The sequence below is a fragment of the Spirosoma panaciterrae DSM 21099 genome (assembly GCF_000374025.1).
Taxonomy (GTDB): Bacteria; Bacteroidota; Bacteroidia; order Cytophagales; family Spirosomataceae; genus Spirosoma; species Spirosoma panaciterrae.
On sequence record NZ_KB893239.1, the window covers coordinates 1 to 26,547 of the forward strand.

The window sequence follows — 26,547 nt, forward strand, 5'->3', positions numbered from 1 at the left end:
GATTGTCTCGAATGGGAAAGTCTTGAATAGTAATTTCTGGCAGAAAGCCTTTGGAGAGTAGGTCTGGTTTTGCCCTACCGGCGTCTTCATAGTTGTTTTCTTCCAAATACAGATGAAGTACTTCTAGGGACTTCTCGACACGCGTCAATTGATAATAGGATAGGATGAACTCGGGCAAGAGGTATTCGACTAAAGGCAAGAAACTTTCCAAAACGGCTCGGTTTGATCAAACGTACAAACCTAGAAAAATACAACGCCCTCCACAAGTATTGTCCTTGATCCCGTTTCAACCGGAAGCTATTTAGCAACAAAAAAGCACTTACCATTACTGATAAGTGCTTGATTATTTGGGACTTAAAGTGTCGGGGTGGCAGGATTCGAACCTACGACCTCCTGCTCCCAAAGCAGGCGCGATACCGGGCTACGCTACACCCCGAGTGTGGTACTATAAAATGCTACAGTCGAAAACACGTCAATTAACTTACTTCCGATTGGGACCTGTATCACTTTATTCTCCTGCGGAGAGAGAGGGATTCGAACCCTCGGTACCGTTACCAGTACGACAGTTTAGCAAACTGTTCCTTTCGGCCTCTCAGGCATCTCTCCGTAGCCAATTTGTTCGTTCCTGAACGATTGGGACACAAAGATAGGAGGATTAAACGTTTTCGTCAAGAGGAAATTTAAAATCTTTTCAGATTCGCTAATTTCGCCCCCATCTGCTGCGAGGGGTACTATTTTTCAACTTCGTCAGCATCAGCCAGATACTTGATTTCATGAACTGGATATATCCGTTTACGCGTTCCGATTTTTTTTTCATTTGCCTGTTTATTGCGCTCTATACGCTCTATGTCTGGCGCACTTTTCGGCTCGCCCATCAACTGAATACGTCAGCCTGGGGAGCTATCCCTAAATTTTTTCTGCGGGGCAGTTATCTTACCTTACTCATCATTGCCCTGCTGGGTCCATCATTTGGAGAATCCGTCGTAGACTTCGCCACATCGGGACACGACACCTTTCTGATTGTTGATATTTCCCGATCCATGGATGCTAATGATGTGGTACCTACTCGTCTGGAACGGGTGAAGTACGACATCCAGCAGCTTTGTGATACGCTACCCGCCAATCGATTCGGGTTGGTTATGGCTTCATCTGCCCCGTTTGTGCTGGCTCCTTTAACGGCCGATCAGGATGCACTCAAACAATTTATTCGCGAAGTACACACCAGTATTGCCCCCACCGGAGGAAGTGACCTGTGCAGCGCCATTGAACTGGCCCACCAGAAACTTACTACCGATCCCTCTACCCGTCGGAGCGTTAAGGCAATGGTTCTGTTTAGTGACGGCGAAAATGCCAGTCCCTGCGAACGCAATACATTGATTCGGCTACGGATGCAGGGCATACCCGTCATTACGGTCGGGGTAGGAACTGAAACGGGCGCATCGATTCGGCAGGGACGCGATTTTATTCGCGATGATAATCATCAGATTGTTCGGAGTCGGTTAAATCGCTCCTACTTGCAGGAGTTGGCCCGCGACAGCCGGGGCCAATTCATAGAGGCCGACGCTAATGGTCGGTATATCAATGAACTGGCGGGTATTTTACAGTCATTGAAAGGAGGAATCAGCGACCAGCGTCGACTGGCAGTAGCTACCAATAAGTATTATTATTTCCTGCTGGCAGCACTTGGCCTCATCGCGCTCGATATACTTATAGCGATTCGTACCTTCCGACTATAGGCGAGTCTCAACGTTTCATCTTATTTTTGGCTTCGTTTTATTGATTTGTTAGGGACTACACTCTGCTGACAGCAGATTAGTCAATACCAATTGAATCCCTGGGGCAAGCTTACGTATGATCTATTTACTCATTGCAGCCTGGATTTGGTTAAACGAGCTGATTTCTCTGAACCAGATTTCCCGTAACAACCAGGCCCGTCAGGAAGCTCAACTCGCTTATCAGTCGGGAAAATATCAGCGTGCCCTCACCTTTTATACGTATCTGACTCAGCATACGTCCACAATCGATGCCGCCGTTCGGTTGAACCTTGGTCATACCTATTTCAATTTGAAACAATACACCCAAGCCAAATCGCAGTACGAAGCCCTGCTCCAAACCGACAGGCATGATTTACGGACAGCCGCAGCCACTCAATTAGGCGTACTGGCCTGCCTTGAAAAAGATAGCGCATTAGCCCTAACGCTTTTTCGCCAGGCACTGCTCGAGAACGCAGACAATGAATCGGCCCGGTATAATTTCGAGCTTATAAAACGCTATTACTCAGGTCAGCCTCCACATAAGCGACCAACTCATAAATCATCAACTCCTACTCCTCAACAGGTCAACAAACCCCGTCCTATGGGCGGTCAGCAAGTTGAACGGTCGACCCGGCAGGATGAGATATTGCGTCGTTTTCGCCGTTTGAACCTAAGTGAAGAACAAGCGTTACAGTTGCTGGATGCCATGCGTGGCGATGACCTGCCGTATGCCTTGACCCGCTCGGCTCGTCAGAATAGTCCAAAGCCCCAGGAGGGTGAAAGTCGATGGTAGAATCGGAATGTGGTGGCTTATTAACCACAGCTCCAAAACAAATACATACCTATGAACGAAGTAGTTATTATTGCTGCAGTTCGAACCCCAATCGGTAGTTTCGGTGGCGCTTTATCCAGCTTGTCGGCCACCGACTTGGGTGCTGCGGCCATTCGGGGCGCTTTAGCCCGCGCAGGTGTACAACCTGACCAGGTAGAGGAGGTCTATATGGGCAACGTCGTCTCGGCCAATGTGGGTCAGGCACCTGCCAAACAAGCCGCGCTGAAAGCCGGACTGCCTGCCACCATTCCCTGCACGACCATCAATAAAGTTTGTGCTTCAGGTACGAAAGCCATCATGCTTGCCGCCCAGACGATCCAGCTTGGTCAGGCCGATATCATTGTAGCAGGTGGTATGGAAAGTATGTCAAACACGCCATACTACATTCCTAAAGCCCGTTTTGGCTATAAATACGGCAATGCTGAACTGGTCGACGGCCTGGCTCGGGATGGGTTGGTCGATGTGTATGATCAATGTGCGATGGGTGTCTTTGCGGACCAAACAGCCAAACAATATGCCATTAGCCGTGAAGAACAGGATGCTTACACCATACAATCGTATCGGCGGGCAGAAGCCAGTACACAGACTGGCCGATTCAGTGCCGAAATTGTACCCGTTGAGGTAAGGAGTCGAAAAGGGACCACGCTTATAGCTGAAGACGAGGAGTACAAAAATGTCATTTATGACAAAATCCCAACCCTAAAACCAGCCTTCAGCCCCAACGGTACCGTTACACCGGCCAGTTCATCGCCCATCAGTGATGGGGCTTCGGCTGTTGTTGTTATGAGCCGACGAAAAGCAGACGAACTGGGTATCAAACCCCTGGCACGTATTCTGGCCTATGCCGATGCGGAACAAGAGCCTCAATGGTTTACAACAGCCCCCATAAAAGCGGTTCCTCTTGCGCTGGAACGCGCTGGATTGACTACCGACGACATTGATTTTTTTGAAGTAAACGAAGCATTTGCCGTTGTCCCACTGGCCTTTAGCAAACGTCTGAACATACCTCAGGAGAAACTCAATGCCTTCGGGGGAGCGCTATCCATTGGGCATCCGCTGGGTGCTTCAGGAACCCGAATCGTCACTACGCTCATGAACGTTCTGGAGCAAAACAACGGCCGGTATGGTGCCGTTGGTATTTGTAACGGAGGTGGGGGCGCTTCGGCCATTGTTATTGAAAAATTGTAAACCGTTTACGCATACAGCTTACTGGTGGCTCACGCATACCAAAATGTAGGCAGCCCCTCCCGCTGAACCGTAAATTGTGAACTGTAAATTGTTAAAAATGAACGCCATTCAGGAAACAAATTTTCATTTTCCCGGACAAACGGGATTTTATCGGGGAAAAGTACGGGACGTTTACGCCTTCCCGGACAAACTGGTTATGATTGCCTCGGATCGTATTTCGGCCTTCGATGTCGTACTTCCCCGCCCTATTCCGTTCAAGGGACAGGTCTTGAACCAGACAGCCGCATACTTTCTGAAAGCAACGGTTGATATTGTCCCCAACTGGCTCCTCGACGTACCCGACCCAAACGTGAGTATCGGTCTCAAATGCGAACCCTATGCGGTTGAAATGGTGGTTCGCGGCTACCTGGCGGGTCATGCCTGGCGGCAGTATCGCGACGGACACCGAACCCTGTGTGGCGTAGCCTTACCCGAAGGCTTGCGGGAAAATGATCGATTGCCCACGCCAATTATTACCCCGTCGACCAAAGCGCATGAAGGCCACGACGAGGATATTAGCCGCGAAGAAATCCTGAGTAAGGGGATTGTTTCGGAACCTGAGTACGTCCAGCTCGAACAGTATGCCCTGGCGTTGTTTGCCCGTGGCACAGAAATGGCCGCTCAGCAAGGTCTTATTCTGGTCGACACCAAGTATGAATTCGGCAATCTGGATGGCAAGGTTTATCTGATCGACGAGGTGCATACGCCTGATTCTTCCCGTTATTTTTACGCAGATGTGTACGCGCAAAATCAGCAGGCTGGACAACCGCAAAAACAATTATCGAAAGAATTCGTTAGAGAATGGCTTATTTCAAACGGTTTTCAGGGTAAAAGAGGGCAAACCGTTCCGCCTATGTCCGATGAATGGGTAAGTCAGATCACGAAGCGCTATATCGAACTCTTTGAGACAGTGACTGGCCAACGCTTCCAGCCCGATGAAACAACCGACCCACTGGCCCGAATCGAAACCAATATACGACAAGCGATAAAATAATTTAGAATGACTGAATGATAGCATGACTGAATAACTTAACCTATTCAATCTTTCTATCATTCTAAATTGAAGATTTATGAATTATAGCATCGAGAAAAACGAACAGTACGCCCTGATCCGATTAACAGAGTCTATATTCGGCGAGGCCATAACTACTGATTTTGAAACGCTTAGCCGCAACCTTTTTCGGGAAGGATACAGCAATATCATCATTGATATGGCCCCTATTCAGTCGATTGACCCGGCAGGTGTGTCAACAATTCGAAAAATAAGTCGGCAATGCACCAATGAACAGGGCTTGTTGGTTGTTGTTACTAAAAATGACGATCTGATTTCATTTCTGGACACAGCCCGTCTCAGCGATCTGACGATTCTGCCCACCGTGGAAGAAGCCATAGACGCTGTTTTTATGAACGAACTGGAAAACGACTTCCGAAGCGAAGCAGATGATGAGTATGATGTCGGAGGCAGTGTCGAGGCCTAACGCAGCCCTAACGCGCGTAGAAACAACCCATGAATCGGAACAACATCGTCCGAGCCATACCCCATTTACCCTAACCATACTGGGGGCAGGCTCGGCCACGCCCTCACTCCGACTCCATCAGACGGCTCAGTTGCTGACCGTCGGTAATGAATACGTTCTGATCGATTGTGGGGAAGGAACCCAGTACCGTTTGCTCGAACAGCGGATTCGTCCGGGCAGGCTCCGGTACATTTTCATTAGCCACCTGCATGGCGACCACTATTTTGGACTGGCTCCCCTCTTATCGTCATTGAATATGGCCGGGCGAACCGAAGATCTTTATCTGTTCGGTCCCCGAGGTCTGGATGAGGTGCTGACGACGATTTTTCGGGTATCCGACTCCCGACTTGGCTTTCGCCTGCATTTTCAAACGGTTGACCCAAATCAGGCTGCTCTCTTACTCGATCATCCACTCATGACGGTACAGTCGATTCCTCTCCAGCACCGAATCGACTGTACAGGTTACCTATTCCGAGAGAAACAGGCCAAACCTCACTTGCTACGCGAGAAGCTTCCGGCCGATGTACCTATTGCGTACCTAAAACAACTGAAAGAAGGCAAGGATATTCTGGATGCCGATGGCCGGCTGCTCTACGCTGCTGCCGAGTATACAGAACCAGCTCCGTCCCCCCGCTCCTATGCGTTCTGCTCCGATACACGCTATGTAGAAGAGCTAACGACTCAGTTACAGGGCGTAAACGTACTATACCACGAAGCCACTTTCTTACAGGATAACAGTCAGCGTGCGGCTGAGGTATATCACTCGACTGCGGGACAAGCGGCTATGATTGCCGCCAACGCCCAGGCTGGCCGTTTGCTAATTGGTCACTTTTCATCACGGTACAAACAATTCGAGCTATTTCTGGAAGAAGCCAGAGCAATTTTCCCCGAAACGTACCTGGCAATCGAAGGGCAAACGACTGAAATATAGACACTTATTCTATCGCTTTTAATCTGGTAGATTTCAGGTTTCAGCCTAATGGCATCGTATGGTCACCCGGCAATCTGAAACCTGAAACAATAAATCAGCCTATCCAAGTACATTATTCTGTTTATCTTTAGCCCGAAAACTTTCTTAATTGATTCATGCTGGCTTTTCGCCTGGGATTTTTAGAAATCGGGTGGCTCGATCTACTGGATATTGGGCTCGTCACCTTACTAATTTATCAGATATATCATCTTGTTCGTGGGAGTGTTGCCAGCCGGGTATTTGTCGGGTATTTGCTGGTTTATCTTGCCTATTTATTGGTAAAAGCTCTGGGGCTCAACCTGATGACTACCATTCTGGAGTATTTCATCAGTGTGGGTGCCCTGGCGCTGATTATCATCTTTCAGCACGAAATCCGGCGGTTTTTACTGCTGATTGGCAAATCGACGAATTTAACCAACAGCCGTCTGTTCAAGCGGTGGTTTCTTCGGGAGACCCAGGTTATGGACGCGTATGCCTCGCTCAAACCCATTCTGGATGCCTGTAAAGCGTTAAGTGGCGAATTCTCAGGGGGGTTACTGGTGCTTCAGAAGAATGATGATCTGGAAAAATTCGCCCAGTCGGGGGAGATTATTGACGCCGATATTTCTAAACCGTTATTGCTGGCGATCTTCAGTCAGTACAGTCCTTTACACGATGGGGCGGTCATCATCAGTGAGGGGCGCATTCGGGCCGCCCGTTGCATTCTACCCGTTTCGGAAGATGATGAGCTACCCGCCACCCTTGGTTTTCGGCACCGGGCCGCCTTAGGCATGAGCGAAGCCACCGACGCAGCCGTCATTGCCGTATCGGAAGAAAGCGGTCGTCTGTCGCTGGCGCTGAACGGTGAGTTATACACCAACCTTAGTCAGCCTGAACTGGAAAGTCGTCTGGAAGGGTATTTGCGCGAACCGAAGGCTCACTAATTTGCGGGAATACGTCTGCGAGCTTGTTTTAACCCAACTTCAAAAGAAAACCCGGGGCGTCACTGAGGCAGTGACGCTCACTGGGTAGCTTTGTTGGTCAAAAAGAGAGTGCCGTATAAGAATCCGACGTATATACCGAAAGTCGGAATGAAGTAGGTAGCTATCCGCTTCGGCTGATCGGATTCGGCTTACTCGATTGCTCGTCTTTAATATTCAAGCATTCTTGGCAGCTTTTTGGCCTGCTCAACGAAGTCGCCAATTTGTTCAACCGAAGGGGGCCGTTGTGTATACTGCCGTACTTTGTTAATCTGAATCAGTTTAGCATGGAGATTGTCGGCCGAGCGTTGAGCCAGTTCTTTCACTGTATCCACTCCAGCCTCTTCCATAAGATCACTATAAACCCGGCCAATACCCTTGATACGGGCCAGATCAGCGCGATTGGCTAATTCCAGAATGGCTTTTGAATCAACACCACTCGCCGACGATAACGCTTTGCGGTCGTCAGGGGTACGGGTTGCTTCAAGCAACGAATCAGCATCGCTAATACCTTGTGCCTTTAGGGCGTTTAGAACAGCATCTGTTATGCCTCGCAGTTCTCCTAATGTAAGGCTCATGAAATAATGTTGAGTTTTGAATAAACAGCACAACCCGACCTTCGGGTTGTTGGGTACTTTTTTAACGGACAAGGTACTTTCTTCGAGTATCATTCAAAAGAAATTTCTTCTGAGCGGTAAAGCTTTCGGGATGCATTTGCCCGAATTCGCGCTGCCATTCCTGAAATCGATCTGGTTCCGCCTGCTGAAACTGCTCGACGTTAATTTTCTTCTGACTTAAATATTCTTGAAAAGACATAGGTTAAATCTGCCATTTTAACCGAACCTTATACAAAGTAAGGGCTTTTTTTAACACATCACTATAATTGATAACTACAAAAATGACAAAATGGCGTATAAAATCCAGCTAACCAGGATGAAAATCAATATGGAACAGATCGTGTGATGAGCACCCAAATCACTGAACCAACTTTACGTATGGACACGCAATTCATCACCTTTTCGGAAACGCCATCGCAGCCGGGTACTACAGCTGCTCAGGATGGGGCGCTTCTGGATGCTTACTCAAATACAGTTGTCACAGTAGCTAAAAAAGTAAGTCAGTCCGTAGTACAAATTAAGGTAAGTGGCCGTTCCTCCGCACCGGAATCAGCTAAAACCAATCCGCCTGCCCGTCGACCACCCGGACGTGGAGAGTCTGATGGGGGTACGGGGTCCGGTTTTGTCATCTCAACCGATGGCTATATTATCACCAACAACCATGTAGTGGCAGGCGCCAGTAGCATTCAGGTCTCTCTACCCGACTCGAACGAATACGAAGCAACACTCATTGGTCGCGATCCGGCTACCGATATAGCCGTTATCAAGATTTATGCTGATGGACTGAAAGCTATCCGGTTTGCGGATTCAAAACAGGTGCAGGTGGGGCAAATTGCCATTGCGGTGGGTAATCCATATGGCTTTCAGTACTCCCTTACCGCTGGCGTAGTTAGCGCCCTGGGCCGGACATTACGCTCTGAATCAGGCCGTTTGATCGACGATATTATCCAAACAGATGCGGCTTTGAATCCAGGTAATTCGGGTGGCCCATTGGTCAATTCGAATGGCGATGTGATTGGGGTAAACACGGCGGTTATTCTGCCTGCGCAGGGAATCTGCTTTGCGGTTTCGTCGAATCTGGCAGCTCTGGTTGCGGGCAAACTCATTATGCACGGCCGAGTTCGCCGGGGTTATCTGGGCATTGCGGGGCAACTGATCAATCTCACCGAACGCATCAAGCAATACAATCAGTTAATGGCCAAATCGGGGGTTATGGTCGTTAGTGTAGAACCAGATGGCGTAGCAGGGAATAGCGAATTACGCGAAGGCGACATCATTGTGGAATTCAACGGCCAGCCAGTGGCTACGGTCGATGACCTCCACCGGCTCCTTACCGACGATTATATCGGTCGACTTACCCAACTGACCGTTTTACGACAAAATCGCAAAAAAGGGGTTATGGTTACCCCCGGCGAAATGAAGTAACCGCTGCCGACAGTTTTCCTCCCGACGAAAGCAAGCCTGGCATTTCGGTCATTATTCAGGTTACTTTGGCTACGATCCGACGTCCAATTTTAATACCTATCATTTGTTGCAATTTTATGAAGCGTTACTTTCTTTCTGTATTCATGCTGGCCGCACTTTCAGCGTCTGCTCAATCGTTTAAACCATTTAAGGTAAACCTATCGCTGGGTATGGCTAAACCCCTGGCCTCCGGGGTGTCGGGCGGTGTCTTATTTGCTATTGAACCCAAATATGGTCTAAACGACCATGTAGATCTTGGCCTTCGCATGGAATGGGCAGTTGTTGCCAGGGGCGTGGTCAGCAACAACAACACCGTTACGGGCGATGTCGGTGCTTTTGGGTCGTATCTGCTTACGGGAAATTATCTCTTTGGTTCCAGCAATACACGCCCGTTCATAGGCTTAGGCGCTGGCGTATACAGTGTAGCTTCTGCCGGTACGATTACTGTCATTGACGGTCAGAGCCCTAAAGATGTAAACCTGGCTGCCGAAACCAAGTTTGGGGGTATGATTCGGGCGGGCTTAAAAACGGGGCATTTTGTTATTGCCGCCGAATACAACGCCGTTCCAACGACGACCAATAAACTGACGAATACAACCATCGATAGCAAAAATGCTTATCTGGGCATAAAGTTAGGCTTCGATATTGGCGGAGGGCGATTGTAGAGAGCGAAAGAGCGATAAGAGCGAAAGAGCGAAAAGATAGCTTGCATCAGCATTCCACTCTTTCGCTCTTTCACTCTTATCACTCTTTCACTCTTTCACTCTTTCACTCTTTTGGTAAGATCAACGGGTGAAACCGAAGGCCTTTGATGCGGTTGAACTCCAATGAGGGGGCTGGAATTTTGAAAAACTGGGCCGTACCAATAAAACGCTGCAAGGACGGCGAAAAAGCGCCGACTCTGGACAGATCAGCATCGGGTGAAATAAAAAATTGCCGATACCGGGTAAACTTCACCTCATTTCCGGCCGCATCCACCACCTTCGGGTTCTCATGGCCGCCAATCATACCACTCCCACTATACCCAACATCCAGATTGAGCCATCGCGGAAAATCAGGGCCAACCGGGAGTACCGATGCCAGATTGACCGATAGCCAATATTGCTGACCGTTATAGTCTTTCAACATTTGCTGACCGGTTGTCTTGCCGAGCAGATTAGGGCGGTAGGGTGGAAAAATAGTTTTCCGAAACCCATATTTCAAACTTACAACCTGCTGGCCTGCCCCGTACTGCTGCCCCATAAATAGCGCAGTGCCCGCTACGTTGGCGACCATATCCCCTTTCGAAAACCCCCACCCTTCTGCGTGCCCGTCGAATACTTCAAGGGTAGTCTGAAACAAGACAGCCAGCAAACCGCCCGTCAAAATACTGGCGCGTTCATCGACCCCACTCCAGCGCATCAGCTCATAGCCTCCCCGGCTCATGCAATAAGCCGTTGCAGCATGCCCTACTTTGTCCATCTGGAGCCATTCCGCATTGTCGTTAAAGCTATGAAATGGCACTTTCTTCTTATACCACTGCTTACGAAGCATCAATAGCGTAACGGTGTAGAAAGCTGCTGTACCCACCAGCACCCCTATGAATCGCCCCTGGTTGATCCCTGCCTGATCGGTTGGTACAGGTAGGGATGGCATGGGTTGCGCCTGAATGGACTGGCATAGCAGTAGCCCGTACAAACTCATCCACCCAACACGCCGAATCCTGTTTTTCATTCGCCAAAAGTATCCAACCCGTTTCATTTTTCGACAGATTTTACTGGATTTGCCGAATTAAGCATGAAAATCGTATACATTCTGTGCATCCGGTCGGAACGCCTTTTAGCCGTACCTTTGCCAAACTTATTTCACTTCCTATTCATGAATCTGGTCCCATCTCCTCCCCTCACACGCGCTCAGGAATCGCGCGTAGCCATTGAACGCCTGTACATTACGATGCGCCATTTGTTCAATCGGGGATTTTATAAACCTTCGGGCGTATCGGGCGAAGAAATTCGACGGGCCCTGCTCACGCTCCAACCCGAAATTTATGGATTGGTAGGCGATCCACAACGGGTTGAACTGGATGGCCTCGTGTATGTTATGGATCGACTGCCCAAAGGGATCGAATCCTGCCGGATTATATCGCTGGCCTCCCGCGAAGGGTTCGAGCATTCGCATTTCCCCGTTCTGGTGCCCGCCAAGCGTCGCCGAAACTGCTTTCGGATCGACAATGAACAGATGGTGATTGAAGTGACCAATGGCCGTAGTGAAATCTACGATATTCTTACCCACCTGACGTTTATGTTCATGGAAGCCGATAAAATTCGGCGCAACGCTTTCCAGGAACGGGGCAGCCGCACCCGTGAATGGGAGAAACTGGAAACGATTGTTCAGTCGGGTGGTATGGTCAACGACGACGAACGAGAACTGGCGCTCATGTACCTCAGCTCGATTCTGGGTCGCACGTTTGAAGAAACCCAGCAGGCTTACCAGCGTTTTGAGGAAAATGCAGGTACCAACAGTGGGCTGTTTCAGATCGTTTATGGGCTGGGCAGTGTATCGATCCGGGAGCTTGTAGAACCGAAAATAGCGCGCGAAATCAACTTTACACCCATGCTGCGCGAACGGGTTGGTCAACACCTGTATGGCGAACGCTGGGCTACCCGCATTAAACAATACATCTGGCAACATAATCTGCAGGAGCGCCCGGTTCATGTGATCAGTGCCAATCCGCATAGTGTGATGAACTGCCTGTACGCACCGGCCGCTTTATCGGACCTCACCACCTGGGATAATCTGTACGACCTGGCCCTGAAACTCAGTTTACCCGCCGAACGGGATTTACGCAAGCAGGTAACCACCTACGCGAAAGAGCATGGCATGCATATTCTGGAAGATATGGCCGGAACCAGCCTGCTCGTCCAGCTTATCGACACGGCGAAGCTGGACCCTAAAAAACTACCTGTCGAAATCAATTATGACGCCAAGCATATCCGTGAAACGAAACCGCTGCTGCTGGTAATGGATTACGCCTTTGGCGAGCAGGCTTTCGAAACAATGGACGAGTTACTGAAACCTTATGAACATAATGAGCTAACGGCCCCGCTCAATGTGGCCTCGATCTCAATAATTGGGAAAGCCGGTATTCTGACAGGCGGCAAAGGAGATCTGATGATTCCAACATCGCACATCTTCGAGGGAACGGCCGACAACTATCCGCTTGATAATGACTTCAGTAAAGACGATTTTGACGGCAACGGCATTCCGGTCTATGAAGGGGCAATGATCACCGTTCTGGGCACCTCTTTGCAAAACAAAGACGTCCTGAGCTATTTCCGCAATTCGTCCTGGAACGCCATCGGCCTGGAAATGGAAGGCGCTCATTATCAGAAAGCGATCCAGGCTCAATCGAAAATACGGGGGAGTGTTCCGGCCTCGGTTAAAGTACGTTACGCTTACTATGCCTCAGACAACCCACTCCTGACCGGCGCTACACTGGCCTCGGGTAGCCTCGGTACGCTGGGGGTTAAACCAACGTACCTGATTACAGTTAAATGCCTGGAGAAGATCTTCAAGACCGTTTAATCGGATTCATTATAATCGACAGATTTAATGGGATTAAATTGGGAAAGATGCCCTGCGTTGAACAAGCTGTTTCTCAAATTTGTAGCTATAGGGAATACATACCTGCCAACCAATCATCATGGCGAAGCGTAAAAAATCTACTGAGAAAGGTCCCGACGTTGTTCTGATCGGTGCCGGAATAATGAGTGCCACGCTGGGCGTGCTGCTGAAAGAGTTACAACCCGACCTGACCATCGAAATCTACGAGCGTCTGGACAGTGCAGCCGCCGAAAGTTCCGATGCCTGGAATAATGCCGGAACAGGTCACTCGGCTTTCTGCGAACTCAACTATACCCCTGAAAAGGAAGATGGGTCCATCGACGTAACGAAAGCCATCAAAATTGCCGAATCGTTTGAGCAGTCGAAACAATTCTGGGCTTATCTGATCCAGCAGAATTTTCTGCATGACGCCCCCAATTTCATTCGCTCCATTCCACACATGAGTTTTGTGTGGGGCAGCGAGAATGTCGATTACTTGCATAAACGCTACGACGCGCTTCAGCAAAATTACCTGTTCCACGGCATGCAGTATTCCGAAGATCCGGCCCAACTGGCCGAATGGATGCCGCTGGTGATGGAAGATCGCGATCCGGCTCAACCTGTGGCGGCTACGCGCATGGATATTGGTACCGATGTCAATTTCGGAGCGCTCACCCGGGCTATGTTCCGACGGTTATATGATATGCCGGGCGTTCGGCTCTATTTTGCCCACGATGTTCATGATTTGTGGCGCTCTAAAAGCCTGGGCGGCTGGAAACTCCGGGTCGAAAATGTAACGACTCGTCAGGAACGGGAAGTTCAGACCGACTTTTTATTCATCGGTGCGGGTGGCGGTTCGCTGCGCCTACTCGAAAAGTCAGATATTCCCGAAAGTCGTGGATTTGGTGGTTTTCCAGTCAGTGGCCAATGGCTCAAATGCGTTAACCGGGATGTGATTGAACGACATCAGGCCAAGGTATATGGAAAAGCGTCGGTGGGGGCTCCGCCGATGTCGGTACCCCACCTCGATACGCGCATGATCGACGGCAAGCGGGAGCTACTGTTTGGTCCCTACGCCGGTTTTTCGACTAAATTCCTGAAAAGCGGCTCGTATATGGATTTACCGAAATCCATTCAGCTCAGCAACATGGCTCCCATGCTAATGGCGGGTTTGCACAATATTCCGCTGACTAAATACCTGATCCAACAGGTGATGCAATCGCCCGAAGATCGGCTGAATGCGCTGAAGGAGTACTATCCCGATGCTAAAATGGAAGACTGGGAACTGGAAATTGCCGGGCAGCGCGTACAGGTGATCAAAAAGGATGAAGAAGAAGGGGGCGTTCTGGAGTTTGGTACCGAAGTGGTTAGTGCAGCCGATGGTAGTATTGCCGCTTTGCTGGGCGCATCGCCCGGTGCGTCGACTGCCGTATCGATTATGCTTGATTTGCTGAAACGCTGCTTCCCCGAAAAACTCAAGTCGGAAGCCTGGCAGCAAAAGCTGAAAGAGATGATCCCTTCGTATGGACAGGTGTTGGCCCAGAATCCTGAACTAGGCCAACACCTCCGAAAACATACCAGCGAAGTACTGGGCTTGGGTATGTTTGAATACACCTCTGAAGTGACACCATAAGCGGATTCGTTGGCAAACGAATCGTTCAGGATACTCAATAATTTTCTTGAACCGCAAGGACGCAATGGACGCGAAAAGTTTAAAGAGATTCCATAATCTTTTCGCGTCTGTTGCGTCCTTGCAGTTTAAAAAGTTCGTCGTTCGTACTACTTATGATTTTCTGATTCAGAATCAGGTTGTTCTTTCTGTACTCCTCCATACGATGTCTCAGAGAACAGAATAGTCTTTTTAGTGGAGGGGAGAGCCCTGACAGGCTGAATAAACAATGTGTTACTGAACTCTGATTAACTGAACACCTGCAACCGGGCGGCCATCGACCGTAACGCCCTGTATCACTACCCGTACCGTTCGTACCACATCCGACAGTGGGAAACGCAACTGACTGTGCCCCTGGCTGTCGGTTTGCATGAGTGGTTTCCAGTATAAAACATCCCGGTCATCAACAGGCCCCGAAATAGGGCCAGCGGTTGTCTCTGCATCATAACGGGGTACGTAGAATTCGCGCTGTACCGACGGGTAGCCAATGAATTGAATCGGCGTCATTCCCTCATCAGGTTTCGCGCTCCCCTGCATCGACCGGGCTCTTTTTGTGTAAAACGCAATCACGCCATTTCCACCCCGGGCCCCGTAAGTACCCGTCGTAATCGCGCTTTTCAACACTTCGATGCGTTCAATATCGCTTGCACTAAAGAGCAGCAAAGCATTCCCATCGGGGTCTTCGATGGGCATACCGTCCATCAAATACAGGGGTTGAGAACCCATGCTAAAACTATTCGTTCCCCGCATCGATACATAGTAGGCACGCGCTACTGCAGCGCCTACTCGTTTAACAGTCACGCCCGTTAAGCGTCCCTGAATCATTTCGTATAGATTCTGGTAGGGTACCGATTTCTCATCCACCACAATAACGGCATCAGCCTCGTTGTGCAAACTACGCTGTTGAATATCTTCGGGTCGTTTATCAAATTTTTGAGCTCGAACCGTCACTTCATTCAGCGCTTTCGCCGTTTTGTCGCGGTAAAAATCGGTGTTTGCTTCCTGTCGAATTCGAGCCGCTTCCAGTTGAGTCCGCAATGCCGACCAGTTTAGCGAAACCGCCCGTTCATCCGATTCCCATTCCTGGCCTGGCCATTCCTGAACCAGAAAGGCATCTTTAGCCGATAGGTTTCTTGACTGGCGATCCAGGATTCGCGTCATGAGCTGAACTGTATCAGCAATGGCCAAACCCGCCAACCGAAAACGCCCCTGCTCGTCAGCAGCTGCCGATTTTACAAATGATTGCCCTGACCCTGTCGATGCCACAACAAACTGGGCGCCAGCTATGGGTCCGTTTTTCGCATGTAGGATGCGACCTCTGATTGATACCCCACCCAGCGAATCCGATTTGGGCGTACCCTCAACCCGTCGCCAGCCCTGCGTTAACAACAGATCGTCCAGTGCCCGACGAGTTTCGGTGGAGCGATTCACTACATATCGGTTGGGGTTATCGATACGCCCCCGAAGTTCGCCCGTTAGCAACAAATGTACGGGCAATGTAGCGTCGGCGGTATCGTCTGGCACTTTGCCCGCATCGGTAATCGACGCTGATAAAGCGGCCAGGGCCGGTGATCCGTTATCGCTCAGATTAAGACTCAGGGAAACCTGTTCGCGGGGCTTGTACAGTTTTTTGTTGACACTCATCAACACCCGTACGGGTGCTACAGATTCGGGCACAAAAACCAATCGCTCGGCTTGCGGCTTGGCGATGGCATCGTACAGGGTGATTTGCGCCAGGCCGGGTAACCAGGTCACTATGGGCAGGCTGACCTTCGCCACCCCATTTTGCAGGAGTATTTTTCGGCCATCGATTACACGGCCCCGTTGTTGAATCAGCACGTAGGCCGAGTCGATAGCCCTCTTGTTCGTGCTCAGGATGGTCAATGCCAGACGGGTTGTATCGCTGACCACATCGGCAGAAAGCACTATACCTTCTGTTTCAGGTTTAGGCAACGGAACGTGTTGCGGCTGGTTGTTGTAGGTTAGGTCGGCATAGTATGTCCGTTGCGGCTTTGGTTCCATCGACACGCTGGTCATTCCCTGCGGATTCGTTCTGAAACGGACCACTTCAGCTCCTAAATCATCGACAATTCGGCCTTCGATGGGCAAGCCATGCCCATTAGGCTGGACAATTTTCACACCCAGACGCGCAGGGAATCCGGCAATCCAGCGCCCTCCTTCCGGCAAAATCTGAACGTCTACTGGCTGAGAAACCGAGTCATTACGCATGGATACATCGTGCCGAAACAGATTATATATGGCAACCGACCGCTCGAAAGCCGGACGTCGCTGGGCATCATCCTCATCGGTATAGGCCCGCAGACGATACGTTCCTGCCGTGAGGGTATCCGACAGTCGGAAGCTCCCCTCACCTCTCCCGTCGACGATCCGTACCCACTGGTGCTGCATGAGTTTCCCATTCGAAGAAAGCAAGTCGACATGAATAGCCGTTTTTCCACTGGCCCGTTGGTGGCTGGCCGCATCGAGCAGGTACGTGCTCATCCAGAGCCGATCGCCCGTGGCATAAAAAGGTTTATCGATGTGTACAAATACAGTGGGAGCCTGGAGGCTGAACTCTTCACTGAACTCGGCCGTAATACGCTCCATGCGAGCGTCGGGTGGTGCTAGTTTACCCTGTGTAGCCAGTGGGCTATTTTTAAGCGGCTCTTTCTCACCCCCTTCAGGTTTCCAGTCAGCAGGCAGCATGGTCGACAGGCGGTCATTCCCCATCGAGCCTTTCGCTTCCATACCCTCGGGCATCGTTATAACCCCATCGACGGTCATTTGTAACTGTCCACCCGGTAATCGCATTTCTGTGTACGCGTAACGGGCATCTGGGTAGGGCGAGAACCCCGAAGTCGCATTCGTATAGAACACAATCAGTTTCATGGACGAAACCAATCGGCGTTCGGTCGATAAGCGGCCCGGTTGAATGGCCTTAGAAACGTTAATTGGCACCAGACGCTTGTAATCGTTGATTGCAGCGGAAAGTGTAAGGGAACGCTGTTCGAGGGAGATCGGCTTCGTAACATCTTCCTGATACACCATAAAACCAGCCTGTTCGAACGTATTGTCAATCAGACTGGCCATCAAATGCCGAATCGAGCCTTTGTATGCGATCAGTCGATTCCGCTGAAATCGACTGGCTTGTCGTTCGTTTTCGGGTTTTAACTCTTCGAAGCGGGCCGTACCAGCCGAATAAACCTCCCCTGATGCTGTAGCATCGAAATGGTTCAGATCATAAATCAGACGATACCCTGTGGCCTGATTGTCAATAATTAACGGCTCATTGGCCGTTGCATACAGATGCTCTTTGGCTTCTTTAAAATTGAGCACTTCGCTGTTGACAAGCACACACTGACCGCCAAAGGGTTCGCCAAAGAACTGCTTTTTAAACTGACGTAAATGACGCTCCCAACTCTTCGGATTACCTCGTACCGTTACGGCATCCAGCGTTTGTTCACTCGGTTTCAGACGAAAATCCGCTTTTTGAGGGGCCGTATTATCAAATCGAATTTTTTTTGTCTCAGATTGATACCCAACAAATGAAGCCACTATTTCGACCGTACCCAATGGCATACCTGTCAGTGTATAATAGCCCTTTTCGTCGGTAATTGCGCCCCGCGTTGATCCATTAACATAGACGTTGGCAAATGGTACGGGTTTGCCCGTAGGTCCATCGGTTACGTAGCCGGTCAGCACGGTTTTCGTTTGACCATAGCCCACCCGGGTTAGTTCCAGAAGTAAAATAACAGTGATCCAGCCGACAGAGAACAAGTATCGCATACATAGCAAATCATATAGATTAAAAGAACGCTACCATGCAATTATACCTGAGATTGTCATATGCCTATTCGATCAATAACCCAGCCCCCATCACAACCCTGTTGCCAGTACAATCCTTCCTACATTGGAAAAACTCGTCCGAAAAAGCCCTACCTTGCGGCCATGTTCAGAATCCTATTGAAACCGATTGGAATTGGTATGATCAGCCTGGCGCTTCTATCCAATTGTCAGTCTGCAAACCAGACACCCTGTGAGCAAACGCTGGTAACGACAACGGCGCCCGAACAGGAGATCGCCCAACTCAAACAATACATCGAGTCGAAGGGAATTAAGGCTACGGCCGATAAGCGAGGATTTTATTATACCATTCAGTCGCCGGGCAGTGGCGCAAAACCCAATGTCTGTTCCAACGTTAGTGTCAATTATGAAGGTCGCTTAACGGATGGTACCCGTTTCGACAGCGGAGATGATGTTCGCTTTGGCCTTAATCAACTGATAGTAGGTTGGCAGGAAGGGATTCCCCTTATTGCCCCGGGCGGACAGATTACACTGTATCTGCCGCCTTCGTTAGCGTATGGGGATCAGCAGCAAGGAGATATTCCGGCTCATTCGATTCTGATTTTCCAGATCGACCTACTGGCTATTCATTAATCTGGTCATTGAGGCAGTTCTACGATTCCCACGTACCAGCCGCTTTACCAAACAAGCGTCTCTCCAGAAACAAATACTGTTATGCTTAAAAACCTGTTTTTGCTCCTTGTATCCACGAGTCTGTTCATGCATCAGTCAATAGCCCAGACTTTACAACGTGGCGTGTCGGCCAAAGACACCTATTCGAATCCGCTATCGGTTCAATTTGGTGATCCGTTCGTGTTGCATACGCAGGGCAAGTATTATATGTACGGCACAGGTGCAGGAGCCAATAAGGGGTTTGTAGCTTATTCGTCCGACGACATGGTCAGTTGGAAACGGGAAGGTCAGGTCTATTTTCACGATAATCCCCAAGGCTGGAGCGATCCGAATGCGAAGTGGGGCGGTGCGTACTGGGCACCGGAAGTTTATGAGGTAAAGGGCAAGTTTTATCTTTTTTATAGTGCTCAATGGAAAGTCAATCCAACCCATGAAGAAGAAAATTTCCGAATCGGAGTAGCCGTGGCCGATAAGCCTACTGGCCCCTTTATCGACCTGACCAACAAACCCATCTTTGATCCGGGTTATCCCATCATTGATGCCAATGTGTTTTTCGATACCGATGGCAAAGCCTATCTGTACTATTCGCGCTGCTGCTACAAACATCCAGTCGAGAGCGAGGTAGCCGATTTAGCCCGTCAGAAAGGATGGTTCAAGGAAATTGAAGAAAGTTGGGTATATGGTATCGAACTCAAATCGGATTTTTCGGGCGTTGTTGGTGAGCCGGTTTTATTGCTGCGTCCCCCGGTTAAACTAGGCGACAAGCAGTCGGACTGGGAAAGCCGATCTGTAACGGCCCGCGAAGTGAACCGGCGCTGGACGGAAGGCTCAGTTACGTTCAAGAAAGGCAACACCTATTACATGATGTATTCGGCCAATTATTTTGGTGGCCAGCATTACGCCATTGGGTACGCTACCGCCAGTTCGCCTTTAGGCCCCTATAAAAAAGCGGCCAATAACCCGATTGTAGAGAAAAATACGCCCAGGGGAGGCTCCGTTACCGGAACGGGGCATAATAGCATTACGTACTCGCCGGATGGGAAAGAAATGTTTTGCGTATATCACGCCAGAACCTCGAAAACCGGCGACGAACGGGTGGTTTTTATTGACCGAATGGAAGTAGGTAAAGGCATCATCAAGGTTTTAGGGCCGACAACTACGCCCCAAAAGCTTCCGTCAAGCGGTCGATAAAAAGGTCCCGCGCGATGTGCTTCCCCCTTTCGGTTGCTTTCTATCTCCGAAGTTTCTTGGCGAACGTCTTTTTCTTCCGAGAAAACCTGGCATGGGTGCAGATGGTCAGCAGGTGCGTAGGTTGCCTCTCCGATAGGGCTATTGATTCGCTATTGAACCCAAAAACAAAGATTAGTGGAGATCATGCGTATTTGTTTTTCTCACAAGTCACGCAGGAAAAATAACCGTTGAAATCGGCTATTTGCCAGTTGAAGATCATTGCCGTTGCATCCCCCCTACCGGACTGGCTAGTTTTGGGCACGCAATCGCAATAACCTTTAACCGCTGGAGCCGACCAGCACCAATCGATGAACACCCTCCCGCTGACCAACCGCACTCTCGGCACTCTGGGCCTGCTAAGTGCTCCTTGTATGCTGATCGGAATGCTCCTGATGGAGCAAATCCCGGAATTAAAAAAAACGGCTTTTGATGGCCTGAGCGGCCTCGTTTTTATGCTGCCCTGGATGGGTAGTCTGGTTGGCCTCATGCGCCTGAAGGCAACGGGATACTCTAGCTTTGGCCGTTGGATCATTCCCGCTAATCTGCTCACGTTAACGTTGGCCAATTGCTGGAATATGTATAATGCCATAGAGCCCTGGGCAGGCACGCCTTTGTTCTGGTTTCTGGATGCCTTCTGGCCCATTAGTATGCTAACGATGCTCCTGGTTGGCATAACCGTCGCCCGGGAGGGAGTCTTACAGGGGTGGCTTCGCTACGTTCCCCTGGCAGTGGGCCTGTGGTTACCGTTTACAGCCCTACTAGGCAAGTTGACTCCTCTACTCCTACCTAGGCTGGCTCCCTCCATAGCGTCTGGCGGTATGCTCATAGCCTTAACCCTTTCGGGTGTGTATGCTACCGTGTGCTGGGGCGCACTGGGCTACCTAGTCCGGACGGTTCCAGAACCTCTGCACGCCGAAGGCTAGTCAACTACTTTACGATCAGCCTGGCTTTTACGGGCACGCATCCTTCACCAATCAGGCCCATAGTTTCCATGCCAACCCAGTTGTATTTTTTTTGGGCCTAAAGCCCCCGAAATGGCTGAGTATGTTATCTGTCAACCACCTCAATTCAGCTCTCCCAACTGCTCCGTCACGTATCGCTTATAGACCCGGCCAATGCGTAATTCTTTTGAATCGATCCAGAACGCGTCGGCCTCACGTTTGCTAACCCATAGCGTATGTACAATACAAGACCGGCTGATTCGAATAAACTGTCGCCTGGGCAGGCGTTCTTCAGCTTCTTTCATCGTCAATCGGGTGACATATAGCGTCCGACTAGTAAAGATTTTCAGGTAGTTCTCCAGGCTTTCGATATACTGAATATCGGAATACGGTATAGCCTGCCGAACCCCATCCACCATACAGGAAAATGTTCCTGATTCATTTGTTGCCGTATGTTCGGTGCGAGGTTTTGGGCTTATCGTTCCCGATTCGGAGCGAGTGGATACAAATCTGTACGTAATAAACACACCGAGCCCTGTGACCGTATACACCCAGAAATTTACCAGATAAGGCAATGAATGATCGATATTGAATTCGGTATGCAATACAAAATTCATGTTAAACGATCCCAGGGTCATCAGCAAAAACACACAGCCAATATAGAGTGCTTTTTTACCTTGGAGAAAAAGCCGTTCAAACAGGAATCGATTGTGAAACACAATCCAGCCATACAGCAAGAGCAGGTAGAAATAAGGTGATAGTTTGGACCAACCAGCCCGCCCCCCAATAGCATACACATCAGTAAGATAGTGGGCCAGGACCAAGGCCCCTAGCCCCAGCAGGTTACGAATGATGATCGTGTCCGGAATACGTAGACGTTGCATAAAGCAATTTACCGCTTGAAATGGATTCAGCCAGCCATTCCGTGACAAACGGTCTTCGTCACAGACAACTGCATCTGATCACGTTTACCCTGGAATGCGTTCGGCAACCTGCCAAATTGGGTATCGCTTCGGTCCTGCACAACCCCCGAAGCCCGCTTTTATGCAAACGCTTCACTGGCTCAATCTTGGTATCCACATTACGTTTGGTACGCTCGCTTTACTTATCGGATTATTTGCCCTCTTTTATCAAAACCAACCCGTACGCCATGTTCGGTCTGGACGCTATTTTCTGTACTGCCTAAGCCTCGTCGTCGGAACGGCATTCATTGGTATTCTTTTCTTTCGGTCCAATCCCTTTTTGCTGATGCTGACGCTACTGGGTGGCTATGTTGGCTATGCTGGCTATCGTACGGTTTGGCTTCGCGAACGCAAAAGCCCACTAATCGATGTGCTGATTACAATCAGTGTACTACTGGCAGGCAGCCTGTTTGCCTGGTCTATGCAACTGACTGGCAGCAACTGGTCGCCAGCGGTGGTCTATTCGACCTTATCGGCACTGGCACTGGTGGGAGGCTATGATTTACTCAAATATTTCTGGTTATACGAACGACTTAAAAGTTGGTGGCTCTACGAACATATTTACAAGATGCTATCGGCCTATAGCGCCATTTTCTCTGCCTTTTCAGGTACCGTTCTGCCGCATTACAAACCGTATAGCCAGATACTGCCTTCCGTAATTTGTGTGAGCGCTATTGCTTATTTTATCTGGAAACGAGCCCGTAGCCAACGACGCTCCCCCGATCCAATTTCGTTCAGGCAGGCGGGTTAAAACCACTCTACCTGGCAAATGTGGTAAGAAAGAGCAAATTGGTTATCTTGTACCACAGATTACCCCACTGTGGTACAACGAGTTTTGAACTTCATACAACCTCATGAAACACCTCTTCCTCTTTTACTTTCTGCTCTGTATTGCCACATCGATGTTCGCCCAGGATCGACTTATGGGTAAGTCTTTTGCTACCCGATCGGTCGTGATGGCGCAACATGGCATGGCCTGTACATCCCATCCGTTATCAACGCAGGCTGCCATCGACATTCTTCGTTCAGGCGGCAATGCCATCGACGCAGCCATTGCCGCCAACGCTATGGAAGGTCTGGTAGAACCCCATGTCAACGGAATTGGTGGCGATCTGTTTGCTATTGTCTGGGATGCTAAAACCAAAAAACTATATGGCCTGAATGCGTCGGGCCGGTCGCCATATAGCCTTACGCTGGCTGAATTTAAGAAGCGCGGCCTTACCCACATTCCGTCCGATGGCCCACTGCCCATATCGACACCGGGTTGCGTGGATGGCTGGTTCGAACTCCATAAGCGATTTGGAAAAACACCGATGCCGAAGATTCTCTCGCATGCGATCCGGTATGCTCGTGAAGGGTATCCAGTCCATGATGAAGCGGCCTTCTATTGGCCATCCATGATTGCTCGTTTTAGCAAATACCCCAATGTAAAGGAAACCTATGCGCCCAACGGCATGGCCCCCAAACGGGGTGAAATCTTTAAGAATCCGGCCTTGGCCAATACGCTCGAAAAGATTGCAAAGGGTGGACGCGATGCCTTCTATACAGGTGAAATTGCTCAGACCATCGATGGGTTTATGAAACGTGTAGGGGGTTATCTCAGCGCCAAGGACCTGGCCGATCATACCTCCGAATGGGTCGAACCCGTTTCGACCAATTATCGGGGCTACGATGTATGGGAATTGCCACCGAACAGCCAGGGAATTTGCACGTTACAGATGCTGAACATTCTGGAAGGGTATGATTTTTCGAAAATTCCGTGGGGAAGCCCGGAGCATATTCACTTATTTGTTGAAGCCAAAAAACTGGCTTTCGAAGATCGGGCCAAATACTATGCGGACCCTGCCTTTGCCCAAATCCCTGTAAAAGACCTAATCAGCAAGGCCTATGCCGCAGAGCGCCGGAAACTCATTGACCCAAACCGGGCTGCCAGCCGGGTCGATGCCGGAAATCCTGCCCTGAAGCAGGGCGACACCATCTATCTGACCGTAGCCGATGAAGAAGGCAATATGGTATCGCTGATTCAGAGCAATTACCGGGGGTTTGGCTCTGGGATGGTAGCCGATGGCCTGGGGTTCATGTTTCAGGATCGGGGCGAACTATATAGCCTGACCGAGGGCCAGAACAATACGTACGCTCCCCACAAGCGACCTTTCCAAACCATCATTCCGGCATTCGTCACCAAAGATGGGCAACCGTTTATGAGTTTTGGCGTAATGGGCGGCAGTTTTCAGCCACTTGGCCACACCGAAATTCTGATGAATATGATCGATTATGGCATGAATCCGCAGGAAGCGGGCGATGCCCCCCGCATCGACCACAGCGGCTCCTCAGAACCCACTGGCGAAAAAATGGTCGACTCGGGCCTGATTACGCTTGAATCCGGGTACCCGTACGAAACCATCCGCGACCTGATGCGTAAAGGCCATAAAATTGGCTATGGAATAGGTGGCTATGGTGGGTATCAGGCCATCATGTACGACGCTAAAAACAAGGTCTACCACGGTGCCACCGAATCCCGAAAAGACGGGCAGGCAGCAGGGTTTTAGCAACGGGGCCGATAGCCCCTTTACAGGTCTCCATACTTTTCAAGAACTCTATTGCACTGTGATTAAAGTTTATGCCTGCTGACATTCCGACTGGTATGTCGGTGCGGCAGGAGGAATCTTCGCTTACAGGGCAACTATACTCTGAATACAAAAAACATCGGACAGTCTAATGACCGTCCGATGTCCAAACAACAAATGAACAAAACACAACTTAATAGCTTACTCCATGACCATTTCGGTATGGGCCGATGCCTGAATTTTCTTACCTATGAAAAGGAGAAGCAACGGGACACACACCAGAAAGAAAGCGCCAATAATCAGGAATGAATCCGCATAGGTCATGACCAGTGCCTGCCGCATTACCGTACCCTGCATCATCCCATAAGCCTTTCCGGTAGCCGTCATCAACGCATCGCCTTTCGACAGAAACAGATTCGTAAACTGCCGGATGCGCTCGGCCGATAACGGATTATACATCGAGATGTTGTCCGACAACCGGGATGCATGAAATACCGTGCGGGTCGAAATGTAGGTGGTCATGATGGCAGTCCCAAATGTACCACCCAACTGACGGATCATACCCGTTAGGGCTGACCCCTGTGGAATTTCGATGTTCTTCAAATCGGCCAGGGTAATGGTCGTTAGGGGAATAAAGATCATCCCCATCCCTATACCCCGGATAATCAGTGGCCAGAAGAAATAATCCGGACCCGCATCCAGGCTGATGGCCGATAGATCGAAACAGAAACCAAAGAACAATAGGAACCCGATGGCTGCATACCAGATAGGCGAAATGTAGTTCTTACTGAGCAAGCCCCCCACAACCGGCATCATCAGCCCCGTCATAATCGATCCTGGCATCAGCAACAACCCTGTTTGGCTGGCCGTAAAGCCCAGAATCGTCTGACAGAAAACCGGAATGATAAAGACGGATGCAAACAGACCAAATCCTAGAATAAAATTAAACAAAGTACCCACGGCAAATCGTCGCTGTCGCAACAAACTCAGATCCAGAATTGGCAGCTTTACGGCTAACTGACGCCAGATAAACCCGATCAGACCAATAGCGGCCGCAACAGACATGACGACAATAAACTCTGAGGTAAACCAATCTTCTTCCTGCCCTTTTTCCAGCACGATCTGTAAGCCCCCGATACCCATTGTCAGCAATATGAGCGCCAGCCAGTCCATGCCACCCGCCTGCACTTTCTCGGCCGGTTCCTTGATGTAAGCATACGTCAGAAACGTCGCCAGAATACCAAAGGGGATATTGATGTAAAACACCCAGTTCCACGACAGGTTATCGGTGATGTAGCCACCCAGGGTTGGACCAATCGACGGCCCAATGATAACCCCCATCCCGAAAATGGCGTTGGCAATCCCCAACTGCTCTTTCGGAAAGGTCTGAATCAGAATGGATTGCGCTGTTGTCAGCAACCCTCCCCCTCCAATACCCTGTACAACCCGAAAAAATACCAACTCCCAAACATTGGTCGATAATCCGCAAAAAATGGAAGCGATGGTAAACAGGACGATGGAAGCGGCAAAGTAATTTCGACGACCCAGTTTCGCAGTTAGCCAGCCCGACATGGTGATCATTACGGCGCTGGCGGCTGCATAACCCGTTACGACCCAGCTAATGTCGCCCAGCGATGCGCCAAGGTTTCCCATCATCTGGTTCAGGGTTACGTTTACAATCGACGAGTCGATGGTTTGCAGCAGAGCTGCTGTCGTCACCGTCAATACGACCACCCATTTATCAAATCCTAAATTCATAATGAAGTTTGTTGTGGTGTCG

At 49.8% G+C, this 26,547-nt stretch carries 23 protein-coding genes and 2 tRNA genes; 16 read left to right on the top strand and 9 right to left on the bottom strand.

Annotation, left to right across the window (positions count from 1 at the left end; all coding sequences use genetic code 11):
- The 3 genes from B153_RS38930 to B153_RS0130900 all read right to left on the bottom strand — a co-directional run.
- A partial coding sequence (locus B153_RS38930) for an ISAon1 family transposase N-terminal region protein (protein ID WP_020599920.1) occupies positions 1–211 on the bottom strand: 211 nt, incomplete at its 3' end.
- A 151-nt stretch (positions 212–362) separates the two neighbouring features.
- Positions 363–436, bottom strand: a tRNA-Pro gene (locus B153_RS0130895).
- An 83-nt stretch (positions 437–519) separates the two neighbouring features.
- Positions 520–606 (bottom strand) — tRNA-Ser (locus B153_RS0130900).
- A gap of 167 nt (positions 607–773) precedes the next feature.
- Between B153_RS0130900 and B153_RS0130905 the strand changes: the two genes are divergently transcribed.
- The 7 genes from B153_RS0130905 (at position 774) to cdaA (ending at position 7,223) form a co-directional block, all read left to right on the top strand.
- Positions 774–1,736 (top strand): vWA domain-containing protein, encoded by a 963-nt coding sequence (locus B153_RS0130905; protein WP_020600623.1) that lies wholly within the window; start codon positions 774–776, stop codon positions 1,734–1,736.
- Positions 1,737–1,851: 115 nt separating this feature from the next.
- Positions 1,852–2,547, top strand: coding sequence for a tetratricopeptide repeat protein (locus B153_RS0130910; RefSeq protein WP_020600624.1), 696 nt, complete (start codon positions 1,852–1,854; stop codon positions 2,545–2,547).
- A 51-nt stretch (positions 2,548–2,598) separates the two neighbouring features.
- The gene (locus B153_RS0130915; RefSeq protein WP_020600625.1) at positions 2,599–3,774 is read left to right on the top strand and encodes a thiolase family protein; all 1,176 of its coding nucleotides are present in this window, start codon (positions 2,599–2,601) and stop codon (positions 3,772–3,774) included.
- 97 nt (positions 3,775–3,871) lie between these two features.
- The gene (locus tag B153_RS0130920; protein ID WP_020600626.1) at positions 3,872–4,807 is read left to right on the top strand and encodes a phosphoribosylaminoimidazolesuccinocarboxamide synthase; all 936 of its coding nucleotides are present in this window, start codon (positions 3,872–3,874) and stop codon (positions 4,805–4,807) included.
- Between the two features lie 76 nt (positions 4,808–4,883).
- Positions 4,884–5,291, top strand: a complete 408-nt coding sequence (locus tag B153_RS0130925; RefSeq protein WP_020600627.1) for an STAS domain-containing protein — start codon at positions 4,884–4,886, stop codon at positions 5,289–5,291.
- On the top strand, positions 5,266–6,261 hold the full coding sequence (locus tag B153_RS0130930) for a ribonuclease Z (RefSeq protein ID WP_020600628.1): 996 nt from the start codon (positions 5,266–5,268) through the stop codon (positions 6,259–6,261). The genes B153_RS0130925 and B153_RS0130930 overlap by 26 nt, the downstream gene beginning before the upstream one ends.
- 155 nt (positions 6,262–6,416) lie before the next feature.
- Positions 6,417–7,223, top strand: a complete 807-nt coding sequence (gene cdaA, locus B153_RS0130935; RefSeq protein ID WP_020600629.1) for a diadenylate cyclase CdaA — start codon at positions 6,417–6,419, stop codon at positions 7,221–7,223.
- A 206-nt stretch (positions 7,224–7,429) separates the two neighbouring features.
- On the opposite strand, the gene B153_RS0130940 is transcribed toward cdaA, so the two are convergent.
- Together B153_RS0130940 and B153_RS38125 are read right to left on the bottom strand one after the other, a co-directional pair.
- Positions 7,430–7,837: a DUF4332 domain-containing protein gene (locus tag B153_RS0130940; protein ID WP_020600630.1), complete on the bottom strand. Its 408-nt coding sequence runs from the start codon at positions 7,835–7,837 to the stop codon at positions 7,430–7,432.
- A 61-nt stretch (positions 7,838–7,898) separates the two neighbouring features.
- Positions 7,899–8,075: a hypothetical protein gene (locus B153_RS38125; RefSeq protein WP_169518510.1), complete on the bottom strand. Its 177-nt coding sequence runs from the start codon at positions 8,073–8,075 to the stop codon at positions 7,899–7,901.
- Positions 8,076–8,254: 179 nt separating this feature from the next.
- Here B153_RS38125 and B153_RS0130950 point away from each other — a divergent pair, with 179 nt between their 5' ends.
- The gene (locus tag B153_RS0130950; RefSeq protein ID WP_020600632.1) at positions 8,255–9,301 is read left to right on the top strand and encodes a S1C family serine protease; all 1,047 of its coding nucleotides are present in this window, start codon (positions 8,255–8,257) and stop codon (positions 9,299–9,301) included.
- A 116-nt stretch (positions 9,302–9,417) separates the two neighbouring features.
- Complete coding sequence (locus tag B153_RS0130955; protein WP_020600633.1) at positions 9,418–10,005, top strand: outer membrane beta-barrel protein; 588 nt, start codon at positions 9,418–9,420, stop codon at positions 10,003–10,005.
- 103 nt (positions 10,006–10,108) lie between these two features.
- Here B153_RS0130955 and B153_RS0130960 read toward each other — a convergent pair whose 3' ends face one another.
- A complete protein-coding gene (locus B153_RS0130960) occupies positions 10,109–11,053 on the bottom strand; it encodes a DUF2279 domain-containing protein (protein WP_026262585.1) in 945 nt (314 codons plus the stop codon).
- 144 nt (positions 11,054–11,197) lie between these two features.
- Between B153_RS0130960 and B153_RS0130965 the strand changes: the two genes are divergently transcribed.
- Together B153_RS0130965 and B153_RS0130970 are read left to right on the top strand one after the other, a co-directional pair.
- Positions 11,198–12,904, top strand: a complete 1,707-nt coding sequence (locus tag B153_RS0130965) for a DUF6909 family protein (protein ID WP_026262586.1) — start codon at positions 11,198–11,200, stop codon at positions 12,902–12,904.
- A gap of 118 nt (positions 12,905–13,022) precedes the next feature.
- Positions 13,023–14,555, top strand: coding sequence for a malate:quinone oxidoreductase (locus tag B153_RS0130970; RefSeq protein WP_020600636.1), 1,533 nt, complete (start codon positions 13,023–13,025; stop codon positions 14,553–14,555).
- Positions 14,556–14,825: 270 nt separating this feature from the next.
- Here B153_RS0130970 and B153_RS0130980 read toward each other — a convergent pair whose 3' ends face one another.
- Entirely contained in the window at positions 14,826–18,377 is a 3,552-nt protein-coding gene (locus tag B153_RS0130980) for a carboxypeptidase regulatory-like domain-containing protein (RefSeq protein ID WP_020600638.1), read from the bottom strand.
- Between the two features lie 162 nt (positions 18,378–18,539).
- Between B153_RS0130980 and B153_RS0130985 the strand changes: the two genes are divergently transcribed.
- The 3 genes from B153_RS0130985 (at position 18,540) to B153_RS0130995 (ending at position 21,220) form a co-directional block, all read left to right on the top strand.
- Positions 18,540–19,028: an FKBP-type peptidyl-prolyl cis-trans isomerase gene (locus B153_RS0130985; protein ID WP_020600639.1), complete on the top strand. Its 489-nt coding sequence runs from the start codon at positions 18,540–18,542 to the stop codon at positions 19,026–19,028.
- A gap of 81 nt (positions 19,029–19,109) precedes the next feature.
- On the top strand, positions 19,110–20,258 hold the full coding sequence (locus B153_RS0130990) for a glycoside hydrolase family 43 protein (RefSeq protein WP_020600640.1): 1,149 nt from the start codon (positions 19,110–19,112) through the stop codon (positions 20,256–20,258).
- Between the two features lie 347 nt (positions 20,259–20,605).
- Positions 20,606–21,220, top strand: a complete 615-nt coding sequence (locus B153_RS0130995) for a hypothetical protein (RefSeq protein ID WP_020600641.1) — start codon at positions 20,606–20,608, stop codon at positions 21,218–21,220.
- A 140-nt stretch (positions 21,221–21,360) separates the two neighbouring features.
- On the opposite strand, the gene B153_RS0131000 is transcribed toward B153_RS0130995, so the two are convergent.
- Positions 21,361–22,122, bottom strand: coding sequence for a LytR/AlgR family response regulator transcription factor (locus B153_RS0131000; protein ID WP_157634989.1), 762 nt, complete (start codon positions 22,120–22,122; stop codon positions 21,361–21,363).
- 160 nt (positions 22,123–22,282) lie between these two features.
- On the opposite strand from B153_RS0131000, the gene B153_RS0131005 reads away from it, so the two are divergent.
- Entirely contained in the window at positions 22,283–22,951 is a 669-nt protein-coding gene (locus B153_RS0131005) for a hypothetical protein (protein ID WP_020600643.1), read from the top strand.
- A 103-nt stretch (positions 22,952–23,054) separates the two neighbouring features.
- Positions 23,055–24,749 (top strand): gamma-glutamyltransferase, encoded by a 1,695-nt coding sequence (gene ggt, locus B153_RS0131010; protein ID WP_020600644.1) that lies wholly within the window; start codon positions 23,055–23,057, stop codon positions 24,747–24,749.
- 219 nt (positions 24,750–24,968) lie between these two features.
- Here ggt and B153_RS0131015 read toward each other — a convergent pair whose 3' ends face one another.
- Positions 24,969–26,525: a DHA2 family efflux MFS transporter permease subunit gene (locus B153_RS0131015; RefSeq protein WP_020600645.1), complete on the bottom strand. Its 1,557-nt coding sequence runs from the start codon at positions 26,523–26,525 to the stop codon at positions 24,969–24,971.
- Between the last annotated feature and the right edge of the window lie 22 nt (positions 26,526–26,547).

Coding starts and splice junctions, on each gene's coding strand:
- B153_RS0130905 (WP_020600623.1), top strand. CDS start 774: ATGAACTGGATATATCCGTTTACGCGTTCCGATTTTTTTTTCATTTGC.
- B153_RS0130910 (WP_020600624.1), top strand. CDS start 1,852: ATGATCTATTTACTCATTGCAGCCTGGATTTGGTTAAACGAGCTGATT.
- B153_RS0130915 (WP_020600625.1), top strand. CDS start 2,599: ATGAACGAAGTAGTTATTATTGCTGCAGTTCGAACCCCAATCGGTAGT.
- B153_RS0130920 (WP_020600626.1), top strand. CDS start 3,872: ATGAACGCCATTCAGGAAACAAATTTTCATTTTCCCGGACAAACGGGA.
- B153_RS0130925 (WP_020600627.1), top strand. CDS start 4,884: ATGAATTATAGCATCGAGAAAAACGAACAGTACGCCCTGATCCGATTA.
- B153_RS0130930 (WP_020600628.1), top strand. CDS start 5,266: ATGTCGGAGGCAGTGTCGAGGCCTAACGCAGCCCTAACGCGCGTAGAA.
- cdaA (WP_020600629.1), top strand. CDS start 6,417: ATGCTGGCTTTTCGCCTGGGATTTTTAGAAATCGGGTGGCTCGATCTA.
- B153_RS0130940 (WP_020600630.1), bottom strand. CDS start 7,837: ATGAGCCTTACATTAGGAGAACTGCGAGGCATAACAGATGCTGTTCTA.
- B153_RS38125 (WP_169518510.1), bottom strand. CDS start 8,075: ATGTCTTTTCAAGAATATTTAAGTCAGAAGAAAATTAACGTCGAGCAG.
- B153_RS0130950 (WP_020600632.1), top strand. CDS start 8,255: ATGGACACGCAATTCATCACCTTTTCGGAAACGCCATCGCAGCCGGGT.
- B153_RS0130955 (WP_020600633.1), top strand. CDS start 9,418: ATGAAGCGTTACTTTCTTTCTGTATTCATGCTGGCCGCACTTTCAGCG.
- B153_RS0130960 (WP_026262585.1), bottom strand. CDS start 11,053: ATGAAAAACAGGATTCGGCGTGTTGGGTGGATGAGTTTGTACGGGCTA.
- B153_RS0130965 (WP_026262586.1), top strand. CDS start 11,198: ATGAATCTGGTCCCATCTCCTCCCCTCACACGCGCTCAGGAATCGCGC.
- B153_RS0130970 (WP_020600636.1), top strand. CDS start 13,023: ATGGCGAAGCGTAAAAAATCTACTGAGAAAGGTCCCGACGTTGTTCTG.
- B153_RS0130980 (WP_020600638.1), bottom strand. CDS start 18,377: ATGCGATACTTGTTCTCTGTCGGCTGGATCACTGTTATTTTACTTCTG.
- B153_RS0130985 (WP_020600639.1), top strand. CDS start 18,540: ATGTTCAGAATCCTATTGAAACCGATTGGAATTGGTATGATCAGCCTG.
- B153_RS0130990 (WP_020600640.1), top strand. CDS start 19,110: ATGCTTAAAAACCTGTTTTTGCTCCTTGTATCCACGAGTCTGTTCATG.
- B153_RS0130995 (WP_020600641.1), top strand. CDS start 20,606: ATGAACACCCTCCCGCTGACCAACCGCACTCTCGGCACTCTGGGCCTG.
- B153_RS0131000 (WP_157634989.1), bottom strand. CDS start 22,122: ATGCAACGTCTACGTATTCCGGACACGATCATCATTCGTAACCTGCTG.
- B153_RS0131005 (WP_020600643.1), top strand. CDS start 22,283: ATGCAAACGCTTCACTGGCTCAATCTTGGTATCCACATTACGTTTGGT.
- ggt (WP_020600644.1), top strand. CDS start 23,055: ATGAAACACCTCTTCCTCTTTTACTTTCTGCTCTGTATTGCCACATCG.
- B153_RS0131015 (WP_020600645.1), bottom strand. CDS start 26,525: ATGAATTTAGGATTTGATAAATGGGTGGTCGTATTGACGGTGACGACA.